This is a genomic window from Streptomyces sp. NPDC090032, from assembly GCF_044748025.1.
Classification (GTDB): Bacteria; Actinomycetota; Actinomycetes; order Streptomycetales; family Streptomycetaceae; genus Streptomyces.
On record NZ_JBIVFF010000004.1, the window covers coordinates 116,838 to 134,543 of the forward strand.

The window sequence follows — 17,706 nt, forward strand, 5'->3', positions numbered from 1 at the left end:
GGGCGCGAGTATAGGTATCGGGTGGGGCGCTTTTCTCTGTCTGCTTGAAGCTGGGTGATCAGGCGGAACGGCGCAACCGCAGGGCGATCCGGCTCAAGGAACGCAGCGATACCTATGACGTTCGATGATCCTAGACGTGAGAAAACCCGTTCACATGCTTTTCCCAGTAGTGACGGTACTCGTGATGACCGTTTGCACTGATGGAGATAAAGAGGCTGAGCCTCCGAGGAGCGCTTGGTAGGACGCGATCATCTGATGCATGGCATCGGAATCCGGGCGCCTGGAGCTGTAGGCCTGTAGTCCGGTAAATAGGTCAGTCGATGGCGGCAAGGTGTGTGCGAAGTCCTGGGCAAGGCAGCCAGTCGATAATCATCGGTGCAATCATGCGACTGTTGCTCTCATCGGCATGCGTTGGATTCCTCAACTGCGCTGGTGTAGTCGGAGATAATAATTTTCATTGCTTCAGGGTCGCTATGGCTCGACTCGGATACTTGTACTGCAGTGAACAGTAGTCGGCCAGCTTCTTCAGGTTTCGCGCAGTCGGCGGTCTTTCCGAATGCTTCATTCCCCGAGTACAGGTAATTCCCCTTGCTTGCCGTGTGGTCGATATTCTTGAGAGTCTGCCCGGACGTAAAGTCAGCAAGAGAGGTCCCTTCGGCCCACCATGCTTGAGTGGTGGTTGCCGCCAACTTTCCGTCGACGAACACGTCGCACTGCTTAACGCCTTTGTCGGGCGACTTCTGTTTCGTGGAGATTCCGTCTCCCCCTGGCAGGAATTCGGCCAACTTGTCGGCATCGAAATGAATCCCACACAGGGTGGAGGGGATGGAATAGTTGCGGCCTTGTTGGCCTCCGGAGCATCCGGAGGTCAACAAAATGAGCCCACTGGACAGGGCAGCCATAATAAGTCGAGGACCCATTGAGGTGCAGATCTGGTTCACTTGACCTTGTCTTTCGGTGGAATCTTCAGGGATTCGTGATGCTGCCCGGGGCCTGCCCGTCAAGGATATTCTGCGCGTTCAAATATCCCTGGCGCGCTGCGTCCCGGGCCCAAGAGTCTGCGTCGCTGTCGTCGACATGAGGGTTGGATTCTGCGGCAGTCCGAGCTGCCCCTCCTGCCCGTTCACCGTTGTCGTAGAGACCCGCCTGCCAACGATTTCCCATCTTGCCTTGTGCGGCCTCTGCCGCGTGCCCCTCGGCGTCCGCGAAAGCTCCCTCCAGAATCGCGCCTGTTGCGGTGCCGACTACACCGCCGACTACAGCTCCAGCCATCGGTGATGCAATGAGGGATGTGCCTGCGCCCGTCACGGTCGCTGCAGTTCTGGCAGCCAGGTTCTTGTACTGGGCCACAGACTTTTCGTAGGCCTCGTCCTTTTCTCCAGCGGGGCCACCGATCTCCTCTTGGCGCCCGAGCACAAGAGTTCCAGAAATCTCGCCCGAGCTCTTTGAGATACGCTCGATAACCGTTTGCTCGTCCTCTGAATAGCGATGACTCGCAGGGAGTTCAGGGTCGAGATGATAATCCAGCAGCTTGCCCAGATACGCCTTCTGTCCAACTTCGACGGCGGCGTACCCTTCTTGATTCTGTCCGACAGCGAACAGGAATTTGGTCACCTCGGGGTGCTGGAGTTTAGCGTCGGAGCCGGCAAGTGGGTAGAGCTTTTCGATGTCCTTCCATGCTGCGGAGTCTCTACTCACATCGCTGGCCGCTCGGTTGATGTCGGGAAGGTATTCCGAGGCCATCTGGCCCATGCTGTCCGACATGTAACCCTTCCCCGTGAGTCGGTCAGGGTCATCTGCAACGGATCCTACAATTGCGTTGAACAGCTTGGCCTGGTCGCCGTTGTGTGCGGGGGTGTCGAGAGTTGGCATCTCGCCCGCCGGATGCCCAGTGGTAGCCGCTTCCAGTGCCAGCGCCAGATTGTTCCGTCCGGTATTGATTTCGTCACCGTGGAAGTCGGTCTCTTCAGGCCACTCCCGCTCCTCGAACAGGTACTGGAAGTTGGACAGTTCCTTCCTGCCCGTATTTCCGTCGCCGTCCGTGTCGTGCTCGAACGGGTTGTCTGGGTCATGCTTCGAAACGAACTGCTCGTTGAAGAAGGCCGTAGCTGCGTCGGGGCTGTTGGAAATCCCCTTCAGATAACCCGTGAGCGGATCCGACCCGCTGTCATCGCCGATCCGGTTGAGTGTCTGGTCGGTGCCCATGTGCTGCCATGCCATATTGGCGTGTTCGCCGTTGCCGGTGAGCCTGCGCTCGGTGGCCATGAGCTTGGTGCCGTAGTCCTTCATGAACTGGTCGTCGTAGTCGCCCGTGCGCATCAGGTTGCTCATGACCTGGAAGCCCATGGGGCCGCCCTTGTCGCCGTAGATGGGCTTGTCGCCCAGCTCGATGACGCTGAGCCGCCATTTGTCCATCGCGGTCGAGTCACTCTGGGAGGCGTGGGCGAGAGTCATACCCAAGTTGCGCTGCATGTCGTCGAGTTGATTGCGGCGATCGCGTCCGACGTCCAAGTTCACGGCGGGGTCGTTGATGCCGGCCCAGAATTCCATGGTCTTCTGTGGGCCGAGCGTGGTGGCGAACCGCTCTGAGAACAGTTCGTCGTTCTTGTACTTCTTCAACCCGGCGCTGATCCGGTCGAAGTCTTTGACCGTGAGGTCCTCGGGGTTCTTCCTGGCGATCTTGGCCAACTCCTCGGCTGCCTTGATGGCCGCCGCAGCCTCGTCCCGGTTCTTGTATTTCGCGTCGGAGAATCCAAGCTCGCTCTGATCGGCGATGGCCCTCAGTACCTTGCTGGCCGAACTGTCGCTCTCAGTCGCCTTGTCGAGGATCTTCTGAACCTCGTCCCGGAGCGTGGTGACCTCGCTCCGGTCATGTTCGGGAGGCGTGTGTCCCTTCGCGGCGCGGACCGTGAACCCGCCGTCGCCGGTGGAGGTGACCGTCAGGTGCTTCTTCTGGCCCCGGGCGATGGCGTTCTTCAGATCCTCGTGGTACCTCTTCAGCTCACCCACGGTGTCGCCGAGGATGCTGTGGATCGTCTTAGCCTGGGTGTGGGCATCGGTGAACTCGCCAGCCGTCTTCCCGATGAACTTCTTGGTCACCCGGGCGTTCATGCCGGCCCAGTTGGCCTTGTTGGCGGCTTTGTGTAGTCCGTCTTCAGCCTGGGTCTCCAGCTTCTCCAGGTTGCCGACGAGGAGGTTCCAGTCCCCTACAGCGTCATCCAGCAGCTTGAAGTTGGCGTGGTAGAGCGTGTCGAAGTCCATCAGCCTCAGTCGTCCTTCTTCTCGCTCGGCTTGCCGTAGTACGCGGGGTTCGGTTTCCCGGCCTTGCCCACGCGCTCGTCGAAGCCCTGGTCGAGCGTGTCGATGCTGCTCATCGTGCGGCGGATGTAGTCCTCGTCTCCGCCGTGGATGGACTGCGTCCTATGGAGATGGTTCGAGATCTGTGCGCAGGCGTCCAGGAGCGATCCGAGCTGCTTCTCCCAGCGGTTCGATACGTGCTGAAGCCCGTTTGCGAGGTCGAAGCCCTGCTGCTTGAGATTGCTCGCGGCCGAGTCGCTACTGGCGAGGGAGACCTTGCCTTCGCGGCCGAGGTGCTCGAAGAGGGAGTGCGCCTCCTTGCCGATCTTCTCCAGGTCGGCGTTCTTGACCTTCAGGTCCCCGAACGTGGGGGTGGCGGCCCGGTCGTCGCTCACTGGGGCCACGTGATTGATCTGCATCTGCGTGGACCGCCGAGCTTCCGCGTCGGTCTTGAGTTGCTCCCACTCTTCCCATGCCATGGGTGAGCACCTTCCCCCGTGTGTGCTGTGGCTCCCCGTGCGTCTGGTTGCTTTCGCGACTGCCGGACGCCGACTGCGATCAACCTAGCAACCGAACTATCAAGATCACATTGTGCGATCGTGATCTGGCGGGAACTGTGCGTGAGCTCTCGAGGGGTGGCGTGAGTGCTGTGGTTCAGTGGTAGCGGGGGAGCGTGTCTGTGGGGGATTGTCCAGTCGGCGATGGTGACGGTCTCGCCGTAGACGAAGTCCTTGCGGGTCGCGTAGCGCGGGCCCTCGAGGGTGGAGTGGATGTCCGTCATTACGGCGCCGGTGCCCGTTCTGGGGTCGAAGATCACGTAGATGGGGATTCCCAGGAGTGGGTAGTGCCTCGTCTTGCCTACCCAGTCGTTGTCGGGGTTGGAGATTGAGGCGACCTCGATGGCAGCCAGCAGCGTGCGCGGATCGAATGCGCCCTCAGCTTCCATGTCGGCCTCGGCGATCAACATGACGTCCGGGCGGCGCAGGATCTGCTGGGCTCGCCCTCCACGTCGGGGACCCCCGTGTGAGCCACCAGGCTATTTGGCATGTCCTGTTCCAGGCGTTTCCTGATGCGAAGCACTGCCAGCTCGTGTTGACCGTTGGGAGTCGCAGCGTCGTGGGTGATCCCCTCCTTTGTGATCTCCAACTTGCCGGGAAGTGCGTCGTCCAGCCTGGGGGGGGCGATCGAGCATTCCTCGGGAGGGCAACCCGGGCCGCGGTTGGGCCTCGGTCTGCGAACGTCAGCCTCAGTCGGGGTTCGGTCGAGCGGCGGCAGCAGCAGCAGCAGCGGCAGCGGCAGCGCCAGTGGGGGTCGGGGGAGGTTCGGGAGGGTTCTCTCCCCGGATACTTGGCTTTTGATCGCGTGACCCGCCGCGCATTGGTCCACCGCGTCGTGAAGACCTCGATGTGGTCAGGACGGCTTTGATGCTGCCAATTCAGCCCATACCGTCTCGGTCGGAGGCGGCCCCGGCCTCGCGCCCCAGGCGTCTGCCAGCGCCTCGACCAGGAGCAGGCCGGGGCTTGCCGTAGCTCGGCTCGAGCGGCATGGCGTCTCCGCGTGGACCCGTACCTCGATACACAGCGTGTCCGTCGGTGTGAGGTTGAGTGTCAGGCGGAAGTCTCGGCCGGGTACGCGGCCGTGGGTGAACGCGTTGATCGCCAGTTCGGCCACCAGTTGCTCCGCTGTCTCGAACGATCGGGCCCAGTCAAGGAGTTGCTGGACTGTCAGTCGGCGGGCGAGGCGTGCGCCTGGGCGGCGTTCGTCGCCTGCTGCTGAACCGTCACCAGCCCGGCTCGCCGTCCCCGTCGTAGTCGTAGCCGTACTCGTCGCGGTGGCGCGTGCATGTGCCTTCCGCGCGGATGACCGGCTTCCCTGAGTAGTAGCCGGGGGCGAGGGACAGCTTTGTGCCGTGGTCGTCGGTTGTGCTGATGCCGGGGAGGCCGTGGCCCGGTTCGTCTTCGGCGGGGGATGCGATGTTCTTCACCGTGCGGCCCTGCTTCTTCCAATCGGCCTTGAGGTTCGCGAGCGCCGTGAGGTAGCCGGCGCGGTCTCCGAACTCGACGCTCCAGGTGTAGATCGGCTGGTCCCGGGTGACGCCGGTGTCGTCGAAGCCGAAGTCGTCCACGCAGGACGTGCTGCCTTCCTTTTCCGCGTACGGCTCCGTCAACGATGCGGGTGACAGCTGTGCGTATGCGTCCTCGCCTGCCTGCTTCGTGTCCTGGACCTGCCGGCCGAAGGCGGAAGCCGATCTGACGGGGCCGCCCTCGAGCGACTCGCATGCCTTGGCCGTAAAGCCTATGAGGGCGACGAACGCGAGGGCTGCCGCGATTGATGCCCACTGCCCTCGACTGACGGTGGCGCCGGTCCCAGCCTGCTTCGGGCGGCTCGGGGAAGTGGGCTGGGGCGGCGGCATCGTTTGCATGGAGACGATCAAAGTCGTCGGAGGGGCGTGGCGGCACCGTCGAGGTACTCAGGCGTGGCGCGTACGGGTGCTCATGAGTGGTGGGTGCCGAGTGCCGGAGTGCTGGGGTTCCGCGGCCCGGGGTTCCGCGGAACCCGGGCGTCAGGAGTGGACGTGGTGCTCGGTCGAGCAGGCGCGTGCGTCGTGGTTTTCCAGGCAGGCCTTGAGGCCGTAGCCGTGGTCCTCGGGGAGGTTTCCTCCCTGGCAGTCCGAGCCCGGTGACGGCTTGCCGTTCGTGCTGACGGTGCGCCGGTGGTGAGGATGCCCGGGATCGGAGCTTCGGGCCACGCGGGTGCGGGTGCGGGTGCCAGGGGGATCACCGCTGGTGGGCAGGTGCCTCCGGTGAGGGGGGAGAGGTGCCGCTGTCGTGGCTGCACGGCGCGGTGCGGGCGTGGCGCTGCCGTGGCGCCACCGCTGCCGCGCGGCCTTGGCCGGCGCGGCAGCGGTGACGATATCCCCCGTTGTGCGAGCCCGGTTCGACCCGGCTCACGTCCCCCGTGCACCCATGCGTGACGCGCTAATGCTTCCCATCGCGCATTAAGGTGTGGCCACGCTATCCGGTAGCCGTCGGCCGCGCAAAGCGAATGCGGCAGGAATCGTCCTGACCGCACGTGAAGATCTGGTGCCCGTGGGGTCGGTGTCGGGTTGGGCCGCGTCTGGCGCACGGCTGGGGTTCAGCGGGGCCTGCCTGGCGGCTCGGCGTTCGCCTTGGTGTCGCGGCGTCTACATTGACGTCGATGACTGAGCGACCACAGCACGGCTCCGCCCGCCCCGGCGGACGTACGGCCCGCACCCGCGCGGCCGTCCTCGCGGCCGCGCTGCACGAGCTCGACGAGGCCGGGTTCGGCGCGCTCACGCTCGACAAGCTCGCGGCGCGTTCCGGTGTCCACGTCTCGACGATCAGGCGCCGCTGGCGCAGCGTCGAGGGTGTCGTCGTCGATCTGATGGCTCAGCACAGCAAGACCATCGCCACGCCGGACTCCGGTGAGTTCCGTCAGGACCTGTACGAGCTGGCCGAGGCCATCGCCGGGTTCCACGCCCTGCCGCGCAGCCGCAACCTCGTCGAGGCGATGGTGGCGGCCGCCGCGTACGACCCGCATATCGCGGATCTTGTCCGCGGCGCTTTCGTCGCGCGCACGGAAGTCGTGACGCAGTTGGTGCGTCGTGCCGTCGAACGGGGCGAGGTTCCTCCGGACACGGATGCGTACGAAGTCATCGCGGCGCTGAGCGCGCCCTTCTACTACCGGCTGCTCATCATGAGGGCGGACATCGACGAGCGGCTCGTTGCTGCGAGCGCTGAGGCGGCTTATCGGGCGGCGCGGGGTGGGGTGTTCGGTGGGGAGGGGGCCGGTGGGCGCGCGGGTAACGGTGTGGTGCGCGGTTGAGGCCGGGGCATGCCGGCCTGGCGGGTTGTCTGGTGGGCGATCATCTTTCGGCTGAACGGGCGCCCCGCGCGCTTCGAGACCATCGGCTCCGCTTCCCACGCAGGCAACGTCTGGGTGCTGCGCGGCGGCGCCTCCGGCCTGACGGGGACCGGTGCCCAGTCCTTCAATCAGGGCACCTCGGGTGTCCCGGGCGCCAACGAGTCGTCGGACCTGTTCGGCGACGCCATCCACCTCGCCGACCACAACAAGGACGGCCGCGCCGATCTGTCTGTGGGCGCGGGCGGCGAGAACAGCGACGACGGTGCCGTGTGGGGCCTTCGCGGTTCCACCGGAGGAGTCACGGCCACCGGCGCGGTGAGCTTCGGTGCGTCGTCCGTCGGCATCGGGAAATCGGGGGACGACCCCATGTTCGGGGGCTCCATGTCGGGCTCCTGAGCGCGTAGACAGACAGCCGGAAGGGGCGGTACCGGAGTGATTCCGGCGCCGCCCCTTCCGCTGTGCGTCAGTAGGTGTCGTTGCGAGCGAGCGATGGACTCCGGCCGAATCGAAGTGGCCCCGCGGCGCCGCCCGCACGACTCATTCATGGCGATGACCAGCGCAGACGTGTGTGTGACGGTCACGCGCCGGGCGTGCAGATCGAGCAAACTTCGGCCATCCGCGCGACCGTTTCCGCCGACGGATGCCTACTGTTGAGTACGAGGGCCGCCCGACTTCCCCCCGTGGTTGGGCGGCCCTCGTTCCGTTTGCGGAAGCCCAGTGGTCATCCAGTGGCCGCACGGTGGAGTTGCAGTGGTCCAGGCCTATGGTGAGGCGACACTGCCGCGTCACGGGGGTGGCAGGAGTGGTCGGTGGGGCCCCGCGTTTGATGCGGGGTCCCGTACGGCCGGTTCCGTCTTGGCTGGGCGGGGTGGTCGATAGTCCGTCTCCGCGGAGTCGTACGTTGGGTGTGCGAACTTCGCGTTGAGAGGACGGCAGTGGTGACGACGACAGGTGAGTCTTCAGGTCGCCAGAATCCGGCGGACGAGCCCGAGCCGCGCGCTTACGAGCCGGGTCCCTCCGCCGGGAAGCTGCTGCTGTTTGTGGCGGTTTTTGTTGCGTTTGCGGTGATTGTTGTGGGTGGGGGAGTGATTCTTACCGCTGGGGGGTGACGGGCGCTGGCGCTTGGCCTTTCAGGGGTGGGTGCAGCCCACGGCTCTCATAGTTGCGGGCATGTAGGCGCGCATGAACTGCTCGATGTCGTTTCTCTGGTGAACGATCTTTTGATCGCGAGTGACTTTAAGGGCGAGGGTGAAGTGCCATTTCGCTCGGCCCTCGCATCGGGTCGTGGCGATCGCTCCGTTGTCTCCGAGCGTGGCGGATTCGGCCAAGTGACGCACGCGTCTTGGCTCCCACAGTCCGGTGACAGAATTATCGAGTGACGAGTACGTCATAGGGTCGATGATGTCGGTATGCCAGGCAAACCTGAATCGCAGCGCTTCGGTTTTGTCGACAGAGATGATACATACCGACGTCTCCTTCCCGCCCCAGCCGGCGGTGTGCCATTCGCTTAATTCCCCTGTGCGTTTGAGTAGGGGTGCGGTGAGTTTTTGCTCGACGGGCGTGTCGCAAATCGACCTTGGAATGCTGATGTCCTGCGCGCTACATGCGGGCAGGCAGAGCAGAGTGAAGGTCGCCAGCGCACATGCTCCGCCCGCCCTGTCGCGAAGGCTCACTGGGTGGGCTCCCCTGATACGCCGTGGGCGCGTTGGGACCCCGCGTCTGCGGCTTGGTCGACTACGTTCTGTGGATCGTACGGTGAGTCGCGAGTGTGATGGACCTTGCGCCACTCCTCCGCCAGAGCCATGAGCTGGTCGTTTCGATTGCTGTAGTTGGCGATATTGGCGTCTGCCGCTTTGTCGTCGATCTTTCGCTGTTCGTCGGCCAGCCATTTCTCTGTCACGTAGTCAACTCCTGACTGCACTTCATCGCTCCCGACGGGTAGGTACCCAATGGCCTGATCGACGACCCATTTTTGCTCGAACTCTGCGGTCTTGGGGTCACCTGCGGCGGCGACCCTTGCCTGTTCCAGGAACCCAACTGTTCGTCCCGCGCGCGTCAGTGAATCCAGCGGGCGCTTCTGGTCGGGGTCGTGGATATCGCTCACAATTGCGTGATTGATCCCACTGTTGAGTGCGGCGTACGAGGTCTGGTCCTTGGATACCTGTTTCACGACCTCGTACAGGGTGTCCTGCTCGACAGCAGACCCCTTCATTTCGATTCGGCTCGCCGCCGCATGCACCGTACCCCCATGATTAACCAGGATCTTCGCCACCGGTTCCCTCAACGAAGCCGGGAATTTGTCGCCCTCTTCTGCCAGGTATTTCAGTGACGACTTGAACACTGCATTGTTGTCCTTGGAGTGCTCGACGTACTTCGCGTTCGGGTCCGACGGGTCCAGGCCCGTTGCCCCCGCCTGGAGCGCCGCCGCGAAGCCTGCGTGGGTGTCCTTGTCCAGGGACGGGGTGTAGACCGTCGCCTTTGCCGCCTCGTCCGTGTGCAGCGTGACCTTCCAGTCGCGGTCGTGCATCAGGTACTTCATGCGGTCGTCGTCATTGAGGTAATGCGCCGCCGTGGCCGGCTCGTGGCTCATGACGCCGAGTACGCCGTCGACCGGGTCGTTGGCGAACCAGCCATCCCGTTGCCCGCTGTACTCGCCCTTCAGGTCCCAGATGTCCGGGTTCTTCTTCTCGGCCTTGATCATGTCGTCGCCGAGGTCCTCCAGGAAGTCGCGCCCGTATCCGTCGCCGTGCTGCATCAGCGTGACCAGGGACTGGTATCCGCGGATCTTGTCCAGCCTGGCTGCCTGGACATCGGTCTCGTAGCGGGCGACGCCCGCCTTCCGCATTTCCGTCCGCCAGTTCTCGTACCACTTGGAGTCGGAGTTCTTGGTCGCTGTCGCGAGGGAGTTGGCGAGGCCTGTTTCGAGGGACGCGTAGTCCGCGGCGTGCCGGGGGTCCGTTACGTGGGCGAGGTCGCCCAGGCTGTTGCCGAGCCGGATCGTGCCGCTCGCGCCGAGGCTGTCGAGGACGGTTCGGCTGAATACCGGATCGTGGCTGTTGTCGCGGAACGCGCGTTGCAGTTCCGCGAGTTGGTGCGGTGTGAGCCGTCCGCCGTTGGCCAGTTCGCGGGCGGACTCCGTTGCCGCGTCGGCCTCGTACCGTTCGATGTCGCCCTTGGCTCGGGAGTTGAATCCGCTTCCCGTGCCGTCGGTCAGGACCGAGTCGAAGACCGCCGCGCTCAACGCGATCTCGACACCCGTATCGGCGTCCCCGACCGCGCGCACCGCCTTGTCGATGCGCCCCTGCCAGGACGCGACCGCCCTGTGCACCTCGGCCCTGCTCGCGGGGTCGTGCATCGCGGAGCCGGCCTCGCTCGCCGCCGCGCGCTCCTCGTCGTACGCCACCACTCCCCGGTCCGAGACCTTTATGCCGGCCTTGACTGCTTCCTGGCGTTCGGACGAGAGGCGGCCGCGCAACGTGGTGAACTGCGCGTGAGCGTCCCGGAGCAGCGAGGCGATCGCCTTTGCTTCGGTCTGGGCGTTCCGGAATTCGTGGAGCGTTACGTCGAAGCGCTTGCCGGCCGTGTCGGCGCTGAGGCCGGTCCAGGCCGTGGGGGACGGCGGGCCGGGCGTGATGCCGTGCACGTCCCGCTTGTAGTCCGCCTCCCGCTTTCCGAATTCCTTCGCCATGCCGTCCCAGCGATCGGCGGCGGTGGTGAGCGTGGCGAGGTCAGTGGTCATGATCTCGTGGTACGTGGGCATGGGTCCGGTGTTGTCCTGTCCTGTCTTCGTGTGTCGGTCGGGGGAGGGCGGGTGGGGTGTACGGCAGTCAGTAGTGGTCGAGCGATGACGACGTCCGGGCTTGCGCCCCTACACCGAAGTCCGTTCCCTGGAGGAGTGCGGTGGTGGCGCGCAGCGACACCTTTTCCGAACTCAGCCTGTTCATAAGGGACTTCACCTGATCCCCCCATGCCTTGTGTGCCTTCTTCAGGGCCGATGACGTGACCCAGCCGTGCCCGTCCTTCGCGTCGAACGCCCGGACGGCGGCGCCAGTGTCCTCGTCCGCCCACTCGCCCGCGCGGCGCGTGTCGGGTTCGATGTGGTTCTCGATCGCCCCTGCCGCGGCGCGCTTCCGTGCCGGTGACGAAGCCAGATTCTGCTGCCCCTGAGCAGGTCCGATGACCATGATGTCGATGTCCTCCCCGTGTCTGTGCTCGCATCCCCCGCATCGCCCAACTGCCTTGTGGCTAGGCGGGATTCTGGGCAACGAGGAGCGGGGCGGGCCGGTCACCCCACGTCCGGGTGATCAATGACCAGTCCGGTGGATGGCGGGTCGGAGGGGTGTCCGGCTCGGGTGACGTACTCCATCCCGCTTGACGGGGAGCTCTTGACGGGGAGCTGCGATGCAACGCCGAAGGGCGCCCCGCCGAAGCGGGGCGCCCTTCCGTGAGCGTGCTGGTCGAGGCCGTGACCGGAATCGAACCGGTGTGCTTCGCTTTGCAGGCGAATCCCTAAACCACTCGGGCACACGGCCAACTGAGTTCGGAACGAAGTTCGTTGAACTCGGTGTCTTGACCGTATGGCCCCTGGGTCGCCGCGCCAAGAGAGGCGCGTGGGTCGCAACGTGACTGCCATACGGCGTTCATGGTCGTACGACCAAGGGACCAGGAGAACGGGGACCATCGACAGGGGTCAAGTGGTGCTGTGCCCCTTACTCTGGGGTTCATGACCGCCCTGGAACCGTCCGGTGACGCCGATGTCGCCCGCGTCATTGCCTCCGATGTCGCCCCCGATATCGGAGGCGACATCGCTTCCGCCGCTCCCGCCGATCTTGCTGCCGATGTCATGACGGCTGAAGGCGTGCTCGGGCGGGGCTATCGCGCCCTCAGCATCGGCATCGTCTCCGTCGTTCTGCTGATCGCGTTCGAAGCCACCGCCGTCGGGACCGCCATGCCCGTCGCCGCGCGTGAGCTGGACGGGGTGTCGCTGTACGCGTTCGCGTTCTCCGGGTACTTCACGACGAGTCTGTTCGGGATGGTGTTCTCGGGGCAGTGGGCGGACCGGCGCGGTCCGCTCGGGCCGCTGGGGGCGGGGATCGCCGCGTTCGCGATGGGGCTGCTGCTCGCCGGGACCGCCGGGTCGATGTGGATGTTCATCGCCGGGCGGGCCGTGCAGGGGCTCGGGGGCGGGCTCGTCATCGTGGCCTTGTACGTCGTCGTCAGCCGCGCCTATCCGGAGCGGTTGCGGCCCGCGATCATGGCCGCGTTCGCGGCGAGCTGGGTCGTTCCGTCCGTCGTCGGGCCGCTCGCGTCCGGCGCCGTGACCGAGCACCTCGGGTGGCGGTGGGTGTTCATCGGGATCCCGGTGCTCGTCGTGTTCCCGCTGGCGCTCGCGCTGCCGCAGATCCGGCGGCGCGCGTCGGGACCCGCGCGGGGCGCGGCGCGCGGATCCGTCGACGGCCGCCGTATCCGGCTCGCCCTCGGGATCTCGCTCGGGGCCGGTCTGCTCCAGTACGCCGCCCAGGACCTGCGGTGGATCTCGCTCCTGCCCGGTGCGCTGGGAGTGGCCCTGCTGGTGCCTGCCGTGCTCGGGCTGCTGCCCCGCGGGACGTACCGTGCTGCCCGCGGGCTGCCGGCCGTGGTTCTCCTGCGCGGTGTCGCCGCCGGGTCCTTCATCGCGGCCGAGTCGTTCGTGCCGCTGATGCTCGTCACGCAGCGCGGGCTCTCGCCGATGACGGCCGGGCTGTCGCTCGCGGTGGGCGGGGCCACGTGGGCGTTCGGGTCGTTCCTGCAGTCGCGGCCGCGCTTCGAGCCGCATCGGGAGCGGCTGATGGCGGGCGGGATGGTGCTGGTGGCGGCGGCCGTCGCTACGGCGCCGAGCGTGCTGATCCAGGCCGTGCCGGTGTGGATCGTCGCCGTGGCGTGGGGATTCGGGTGCCTGGGAATGGGGCTGGTGATCTCGTCGACGAGCGTGCTGCTGCTGGAGCTGTCGGCGCCTGAGGAGGCGGGCGCCAACTCGGCCGCCCTCCAGATCTCGGACGGGCTGTCCAACGTGGTGCTGCTGGCCGTGGGGGGAGCGGCGTTCGCCGCGCTCGGCGGGGGAGCGGTGGGGGCCGCCCACGGTGTGGCTTCCTCCGGCGGAGAGTCGCATCCGGTGGCCTTCGTCGCGGTGTTCCTGCCGATGGCGGCGGTGGCCCTGGCGGGGGCCTGGGTGGCTACGCGCGTGAGGTCCGCTGCCCGGCCTCAGGCCTCCGGCCTGCCGAACCCGGGTATCTGAATCCGGTCGCCTGATCCGGTCGCCTGATCCGATCCGGTCGCCTGAATCCGGGCGGCTGAATCCGGGCGGCCGCCCGGCCGTACGCACTCCGTGCGGGACCCGTAAGCACTCCGTGCGGGACCTGTACGCGCTCCGTAAGAGCGACTGTGAAACGGGTCGCATCACGTGCCGCCCCGGTGCCGTTCCCCCGCTGACCCGGCCACCCCACCGGTAGGGTGGCCCGGTTGTCGTACGTACCCCCGAGCGTCAAAGTGCGTACTCCCAGCGTCAGAAGCCCGCGTCGTCAGCACTTCGCACCCGCGCCCGTACCTGCGTCAAAACCGGAGACCGTGACTACCACCGCCGCCGCCACCGCCTCTTCCGCCTCCTCCCACCACCTCTCGCCCGCCTTTCCCGGCCGCGCCCCCTGGGGCACCGCGGGCAAGCTGCGTGCCTGGCAGCAAGGGGCCATGGAGAGGTACCTGCAGGAGCAGCCGCGAGACTTCCTCGCCGTCGCCACCCCGGGCGCCGGCAAGACGACGTTCGCGCTCACCCTCGCGTCCTGGCTGCTGCACCACCATGTCGTGCAGCAGGTGACCGTGGTCGCGCCGACCGAGCACCTGAAGAAGCAGTGGGCGGAAGCGGCGGCGCGCATAGGGATCAAGCTGGACCCGGAGTACAGCGCGGGGCCGCTCAACAAGGAGTACCAGGGCGTCGCCGTCACGTACGCGGGTGTGGGCGTGCGGCCGATGCTGCACCGCAACCGCTCCGAGCAGCGCAAGACCCTCGTCATCCTCGACGAGATCCACCACGCCGGTGACAGCAAGTCGTGGGGCGAGGCGTGCCTGGAGGCCTTCGAGCCGGCCACCCGCCGCCTCGCCCTCACCGGTACGCCCTTCCGGTCCGACACCAACCCGATCCCCTTCGTCCAGTACGAGGAGGGCAAGGACGGCATCCGGCGCTCGTCGGCCGACTACACCTACGGCTACGGCAGCGCGCTCGGCGACGGCGTCGTGCGGCCCGTCATCTTCCTCAGCTACAGCGGCAACATGCGCTGGCGCACCAAGGCGGGTGACGAGATCGCGGCGCGCCTCGGCGAGCCGATGACCAAGGACGCCATCAGCCAGGCCTGGCGCACGGCTCTCGATCCGCGCGGCGAGTGGATGCCGAGCGTGCTGCGCGCCGCCGACCAGCGGCTCACCGAGGTCAGGAAGGGCATCCCGGACGCCGGCGGTCTCGTCATCGCCGCCGACCAGGACTCCGCCCGCGCCTACGCCAAGCTGATCCGGGAGATCACCGGCACGAAGCCCACCACCGTCCTCTCCGACGACACCGGCGCGTCGAGCCGCATCGACGACTTCTCGGCGAGCAACGACCGCTGGATGGTCGCCGTCCGCATGGTGTCCGAGGGCGTCGACGTGCCCCGGCTCGCCGTGGGGGTCTACGCGACGACCATCTCGACCCCTCTCTTCTTCGCGCAGGCCGTCGGCCGTTTCGTGCGTTCGCGGCGGCGCGGCGAGACCGCCTCCGTCTTCCTGCCCACCGTCCCCGACCTGCTCGGCTTCGCCAACGAGATGGAGGTCGAGCGCGACCACGTGCTCGACAAGCCGAAGAAGGAAGGGGAGGAGGACCCCTACGCCGAGTCCGAGAAGGAGATGGACGAGGCGAACAAGCAGGAGGACGAGGACACGGGGGAGCAGGAACAGTTCTCCTTCGAGGCGCTCGAGTCCGAGGCCACCTTCGACCGGGTCCTCTACGACGGTGCCGAGTTCGGCATGCAGGCCCACCCGGGGAGCGAGGAGGAGCAGGACTACCTCGGCATTCCCGGGCTCCTCGAACCCGACCAGGTGCAGATGCTGCTCCAGAAGCGGCAGGCGCGGCAGATCGCGCACAGCAAGAAGAAGCCCGACAGCGAGGCCGACCTGCTGGAGATGCCGGCCGAGCGGCGGCCCGTCGTCTCCCACAAGGAGCTCCTCGAACTCCGCAAGTCGCTGAACACCATGGTCGGCGCCTACGTGCACCAGAGCGGCAAGCCGCACGGCGTCATCCACACCGAGCTGCGGCGGGTGTGCGGGGGGCCGCCGAGCGCCGAGGCCACGGCGGGGCAGCTGCGGCAGCGCATCGCGAAGGTCCAGGAGTGGGCCACCCGGATGAAGTGACGGGACTTCACGGGAATTGACGGGAAGTGACGGGCCCGCGGCGTGCGTGGGTGCGCCGTGTGCGGCCCGTGCGTGACCCGTGTGGGTCCCCTGCCGGCGGTATTCGGCGCGCCGGGAATCGTGTGCGCTACGTGCAGAGGTGGTGCACGCTCCGTTGATCCTGGCCCCCGTATCGGGGCAATCTGTACAGGTCGGGATAGTTACTGCCCGGATTCTGGACGGAGTCTTCCGCTGAGCGGGACGACCTCGCTACATTCCCGGCAACGCACACGCCCCGTGGCAGAGCCGCCGCGGAGCGAAGCCGGTGCGCCATGCGCCTCCGCCCGGGACCATCCGAAGCCCGGGTCGATTGCCGACCGGCGGCCTCTGACGCGCGTCGCCCACGGGACCGGCGTCGCAACCGCCGCGGAGGGGGCCGCCGCCTTCACCACTAAGGAGTGGGCGTCGTGACCGCGGAGACCTCCCAGACGCTCGACCGGGGACTTCGAGTCCTCAAGCTGCTCGCCGACACCGATCACGGACTGACGGTCACCGAGCTGTCCAACAAGCTCGGCGTGAACCGTACCGTCGTGTACCGCCTGCTCGCCACGCTCGAACAGCACGCCCTGGTCCGACGCGATCTCGGCGGCCGGGCGCGGGTGGGGCTCGGCGTACTGCGCCTGGGCCGCCAGGTGCATCCGCTGGTACGGGAGGCCGCGCTGCCGGCGCTGCGATCACTTGCCGAGGACATCGGGGCCACCGCGCATCTGACGCTGGTCGACGGCTCGGAAGCGCTCGCCGTGGCCGTCGTCGAACCGACCTGGACGGACTATCACGTGGCGTACCGGGCCGGGTTCCGGCATCCGCTCGACCGGGGGGCCGCGGGCCGCGCGATACTCGCGGCGCGGCAGGGGCTTGTGCCTGAGCCTGGTTACACGCTGACCCATGGGGAGCTCGAGGCCGGTGCGTGTGGCGCTGCGGCGCCCTTGGTGGGGGTGACCGGGCTCGAAGGGAGTGTGGGCGTGGTGATGCTTTCGGACTCCGTGCCCGAGCGGGTGGGGCCGCGGGTTCTTGATGCGGCGCGGGAGGTTGCCGACGCGTTGCGCTAGCGCGCGGCCGGGTGGGTGTCGGCGCGGGGCGTGTTTGTGCGGGGTGTCAGTGGCGGGCGTTTCGCGCGGTTCCCCGCGCCCCTCAAAAACCGCGGTTCGTTGTCGGGTGCGGGTTCGTTGTGGCTGGGGGCGCAGTTCCCCGCGCCCTGTAGGGCGCCCCTCGGGAGCGTTGCCCCCGCCGGAGTTGGGGCGCGTGGGGCTCGCGTTAGATTGGGCTCGTGCTTCTCTCTCGGATTTCTCGGCCCAAGGCCCTTGCCGTTTGTGCTTTGCCTGTGGTGGCTCTGCTCGGTGTGGCGGGGTTCGCGCCGTTGCCGTTCGCCATCGCGCAGCCGGGGCCGACCACCGATGTGCTCGGGGACTCGAAGGGGAAGCCCGTCATCGAGATCTCCGGGGCGCCCACCCGGGACACCACGGGGAAGCTGCGCATGGTGACGATCGTGGCTACGGGGCCCGGTGCGGAGGTGGGTCTGGGTGACGTCGTCGACAGCTGGTTCCGTACGGACCGTGCGGTCATGCCCCGCGACTCCGTATATCCGTCGGGCGACTCCACCAAGGAGATCGAGCAGCACAACCTCGGTGAGATGAAGAAGTCGCAGGACTCCGCGACCGCGGCGGCGCTCGGCTTTCTGGGCAAGGATCCGGGCGAGGTGAAGGTGGACCTTCAGCTCGGTGACGTCGGCGGGCCGAGCGCGGGGCTCTTCTTCTCGCTGGGCATCGTCGACAAGCTGGACGGCAACGGCAGCGGGGGCGATCTCACGGGTGGCCGTTCCATCGCCGGTACGGGGACGATCACCTCCGGCGGGAAGGTCGGCGCGGTCGGCGGGGTGTCGCTCAAGACGCAGGCGGCCTGGCGCGACGGCGCGAAGGTGTTCCTGGTGCCGAGGGCGGAGTGCGGCGACGCCAAAGCCGACGCGCCCAAGGGCATGCGGCTGATCCCCGTGACGACGCTGCGGGGCGCGGTGTCCGCGCTGACGGCCCTGGACAAGGGCGAGGCGAGCAAGGTCCCCAGCTGTTAGACCCAGGA

At 66.8% G+C, this 17,706-nt stretch carries 14 protein-coding genes, 1 tRNA gene and 1 pseudogene; 6 read left to right on the forward strand and 10 right to left on the reverse strand.

The genetic code is table 11. From position 1 onward, the window contains the following. Positions 1–398 precede the first annotated feature (398 nt). From ACIPWY_RS10390 to ACIPWY_RS10415, 6 genes and pseudogenes are all read right to left on the reverse strand, one after another. The gene (locus ACIPWY_RS10390; protein ID WP_393704592.1) at positions 399–941 is read right to left on the reverse strand and encodes a hypothetical protein; all 543 of its coding nucleotides are present in this window, start codon (positions 939–941) and stop codon (positions 399–401) included. A gap of 25 nt (positions 942–966) precedes the next feature. Then, positions 967–3,261 carry a hypothetical protein gene (locus ACIPWY_RS10395; RefSeq protein ID WP_401532748.1) on the reverse strand — a complete coding sequence of 765 codons (2,295 nt, stop codon included), beginning with the start codon at positions 3,259–3,261 and terminating at the stop codon, positions 967–969. A 5-nt stretch (positions 3,262–3,266) separates the two neighbouring features. Beyond that, on the reverse strand, positions 3,267–3,776 hold the full coding sequence (locus ACIPWY_RS10400) for a hypothetical protein (protein WP_393704588.1): 510 nt from the start codon (positions 3,774–3,776) through the stop codon (positions 3,267–3,269). Positions 3,777–3,951: 175 nt separating this feature from the next. Next, a pseudogene (locus ACIPWY_RS10405) lies at positions 3,952–4,482 on the reverse strand (Uma2 family endonuclease). A gap of 595 nt (positions 4,483–5,077) precedes the next feature. Continuing rightward, positions 5,078–5,719, reverse strand: coding sequence for a hypothetical protein (locus tag ACIPWY_RS10410; RefSeq protein WP_393704586.1), 642 nt, complete (start codon positions 5,717–5,719; stop codon positions 5,078–5,080). 141 nt (positions 5,720–5,860) lie between these two features. Next, complete coding sequence (locus ACIPWY_RS10415; RefSeq protein WP_362906268.1) at positions 5,861–6,046, reverse strand: hypothetical protein; 186 nt, start codon at positions 6,044–6,046, stop codon at positions 5,861–5,863. 449 nt (positions 6,047–6,495) lie between these two features. On the opposite strand from ACIPWY_RS10415, the gene ACIPWY_RS10420 reads away from it, so the two are divergent. Together ACIPWY_RS10420 and ACIPWY_RS10425 are read left to right on the forward strand one after the other, a co-directional pair. Next, positions 6,496–7,143, forward strand: coding sequence for a TetR/AcrR family transcriptional regulator C-terminal ligand-binding domain-containing protein (locus tag ACIPWY_RS10420; RefSeq protein WP_362906267.1), 648 nt, complete (start codon positions 6,496–6,498; stop codon positions 7,141–7,143). A 9-nt stretch (positions 7,144–7,152) separates the two neighbouring features. After that, a complete protein-coding gene (locus ACIPWY_RS10425) occupies positions 7,153–7,578 on the forward strand; it encodes a hypothetical protein (RefSeq protein ID WP_393704583.1) in 426 nt (141 codons plus the stop codon). Between the two features lie 734 nt (positions 7,579–8,312). Here the strand turns inward: ACIPWY_RS10425 and ACIPWY_RS10430 are convergent. The 4 genes from ACIPWY_RS10430 to ACIPWY_RS10445 form a co-directional block, all read right to left on the reverse strand. Next, positions 8,313–8,855: a hypothetical protein gene (locus ACIPWY_RS10430; protein WP_393704581.1), complete on the reverse strand. Its 543-nt coding sequence runs from the start codon at positions 8,853–8,855 to the stop codon at positions 8,313–8,315. Beyond that, the gene (locus tag ACIPWY_RS10435; RefSeq protein ID WP_393704579.1) at positions 8,852–10,921 is read right to left on the reverse strand and encodes a hypothetical protein; all 2,070 of its coding nucleotides are present in this window, start codon (positions 10,919–10,921) and stop codon (positions 8,852–8,854) included. The genes ACIPWY_RS10430 and ACIPWY_RS10435 overlap by 4 nt, the downstream gene beginning before the upstream one ends. 88 nt (positions 10,922–11,009) lie before the next feature. Then, on the reverse strand, positions 11,010–11,366 hold the full coding sequence (locus ACIPWY_RS10440) for a hypothetical protein (protein WP_362906260.1): 357 nt from the start codon (positions 11,364–11,366) through the stop codon (positions 11,010–11,012). A 276-nt stretch (positions 11,367–11,642) separates the two neighbouring features. Next, positions 11,643–11,714: transfer RNA gene (locus ACIPWY_RS10445), tRNA-Cys, on the reverse strand. A gap of 191 nt (positions 11,715–11,905) precedes the next feature. On the opposite strand from ACIPWY_RS10445, the gene ACIPWY_RS10450 reads away from it, so the two are divergent. The 4 genes from ACIPWY_RS10450 (at position 11,906) to ACIPWY_RS10465 (ending at position 17,698) form a co-directional block, all read left to right on the forward strand. Continuing rightward, entirely contained in the window at positions 11,906–13,456 is a 1,551-nt protein-coding gene (locus tag ACIPWY_RS10450; RefSeq protein ID WP_393704577.1) for an MFS transporter, read from the forward strand. A 329-nt stretch (positions 13,457–13,785) separates the two neighbouring features. Next, on the forward strand, positions 13,786–15,594 hold the full coding sequence (locus ACIPWY_RS10455; RefSeq protein ID WP_383885556.1) for a DEAD/DEAH box helicase: 1,809 nt from the start codon (positions 13,786–13,788) through the stop codon (positions 15,592–15,594). 446 nt (positions 15,595–16,040) lie between these two features. Then, positions 16,041–16,682 carry an IclR family transcriptional regulator gene (locus ACIPWY_RS10460; protein ID WP_266671017.1) on the forward strand — a complete coding sequence of 214 codons (642 nt, stop codon included), beginning with the start codon at positions 16,041–16,043 and terminating at the stop codon, positions 16,680–16,682. 272 nt (positions 16,683–16,954) lie between these two features. Continuing rightward, positions 16,955–17,698 (forward strand): S16 family serine protease, encoded by a 744-nt coding sequence (locus ACIPWY_RS10465; RefSeq protein ID WP_393704574.1) that lies wholly within the window; start codon positions 16,955–16,957, stop codon positions 17,696–17,698. Positions 17,699–17,706 lie beyond the last annotated feature (8 nt).

Excerpts from the sequence above, each read along its gene's own strand:
- ACIPWY_RS10395 (WP_401532748.1), bottom strand. The coding sequence starts at position 3,261 with ATGGACTTCGACACGCTCTACCACGCCAACTTCAAGCTGCTGGATGAC.
- ACIPWY_RS10400 (WP_393704588.1), bottom strand. The coding sequence starts at position 3,776 with ATGGCATGGGAAGAGTGGGAGCAACTCAAGACCGACGCGGAAGCTCGG.
- ACIPWY_RS10410 (WP_393704586.1), bottom strand. The coding sequence starts at position 5,719 with ATGCAAACGATGCCGCCGCCCCAGCCCACTTCCCCGAGCCGCCCGAAG.
- ACIPWY_RS10420 (WP_362906267.1), top strand. The coding sequence starts at position 6,496 with ATGACTGAGCGACCACAGCACGGCTCCGCCCGCCCCGGCGGACGTACG.
- ACIPWY_RS10425 (WP_393704583.1), top strand. The coding sequence starts at position 7,153 with ATGCCGGCCTGGCGGGTTGTCTGGTGGGCGATCATCTTTCGGCTGAAC.
- ACIPWY_RS10435 (WP_393704579.1), bottom strand. The coding sequence starts at position 10,921 with ATGACCACTGACCTCGCCACGCTCACCACCGCCGCCGATCGCTGGGAC.
- ACIPWY_RS10440 (WP_362906260.1), bottom strand. The coding sequence starts at position 11,366 with ATGGTCATCGGACCTGCTCAGGGGCAGCAGAATCTGGCTTCGTCACCG.
- ACIPWY_RS10450 (WP_393704577.1), top strand. The coding sequence starts at position 11,906 with ATGACCGCCCTGGAACCGTCCGGTGACGCCGATGTCGCCCGCGTCATT.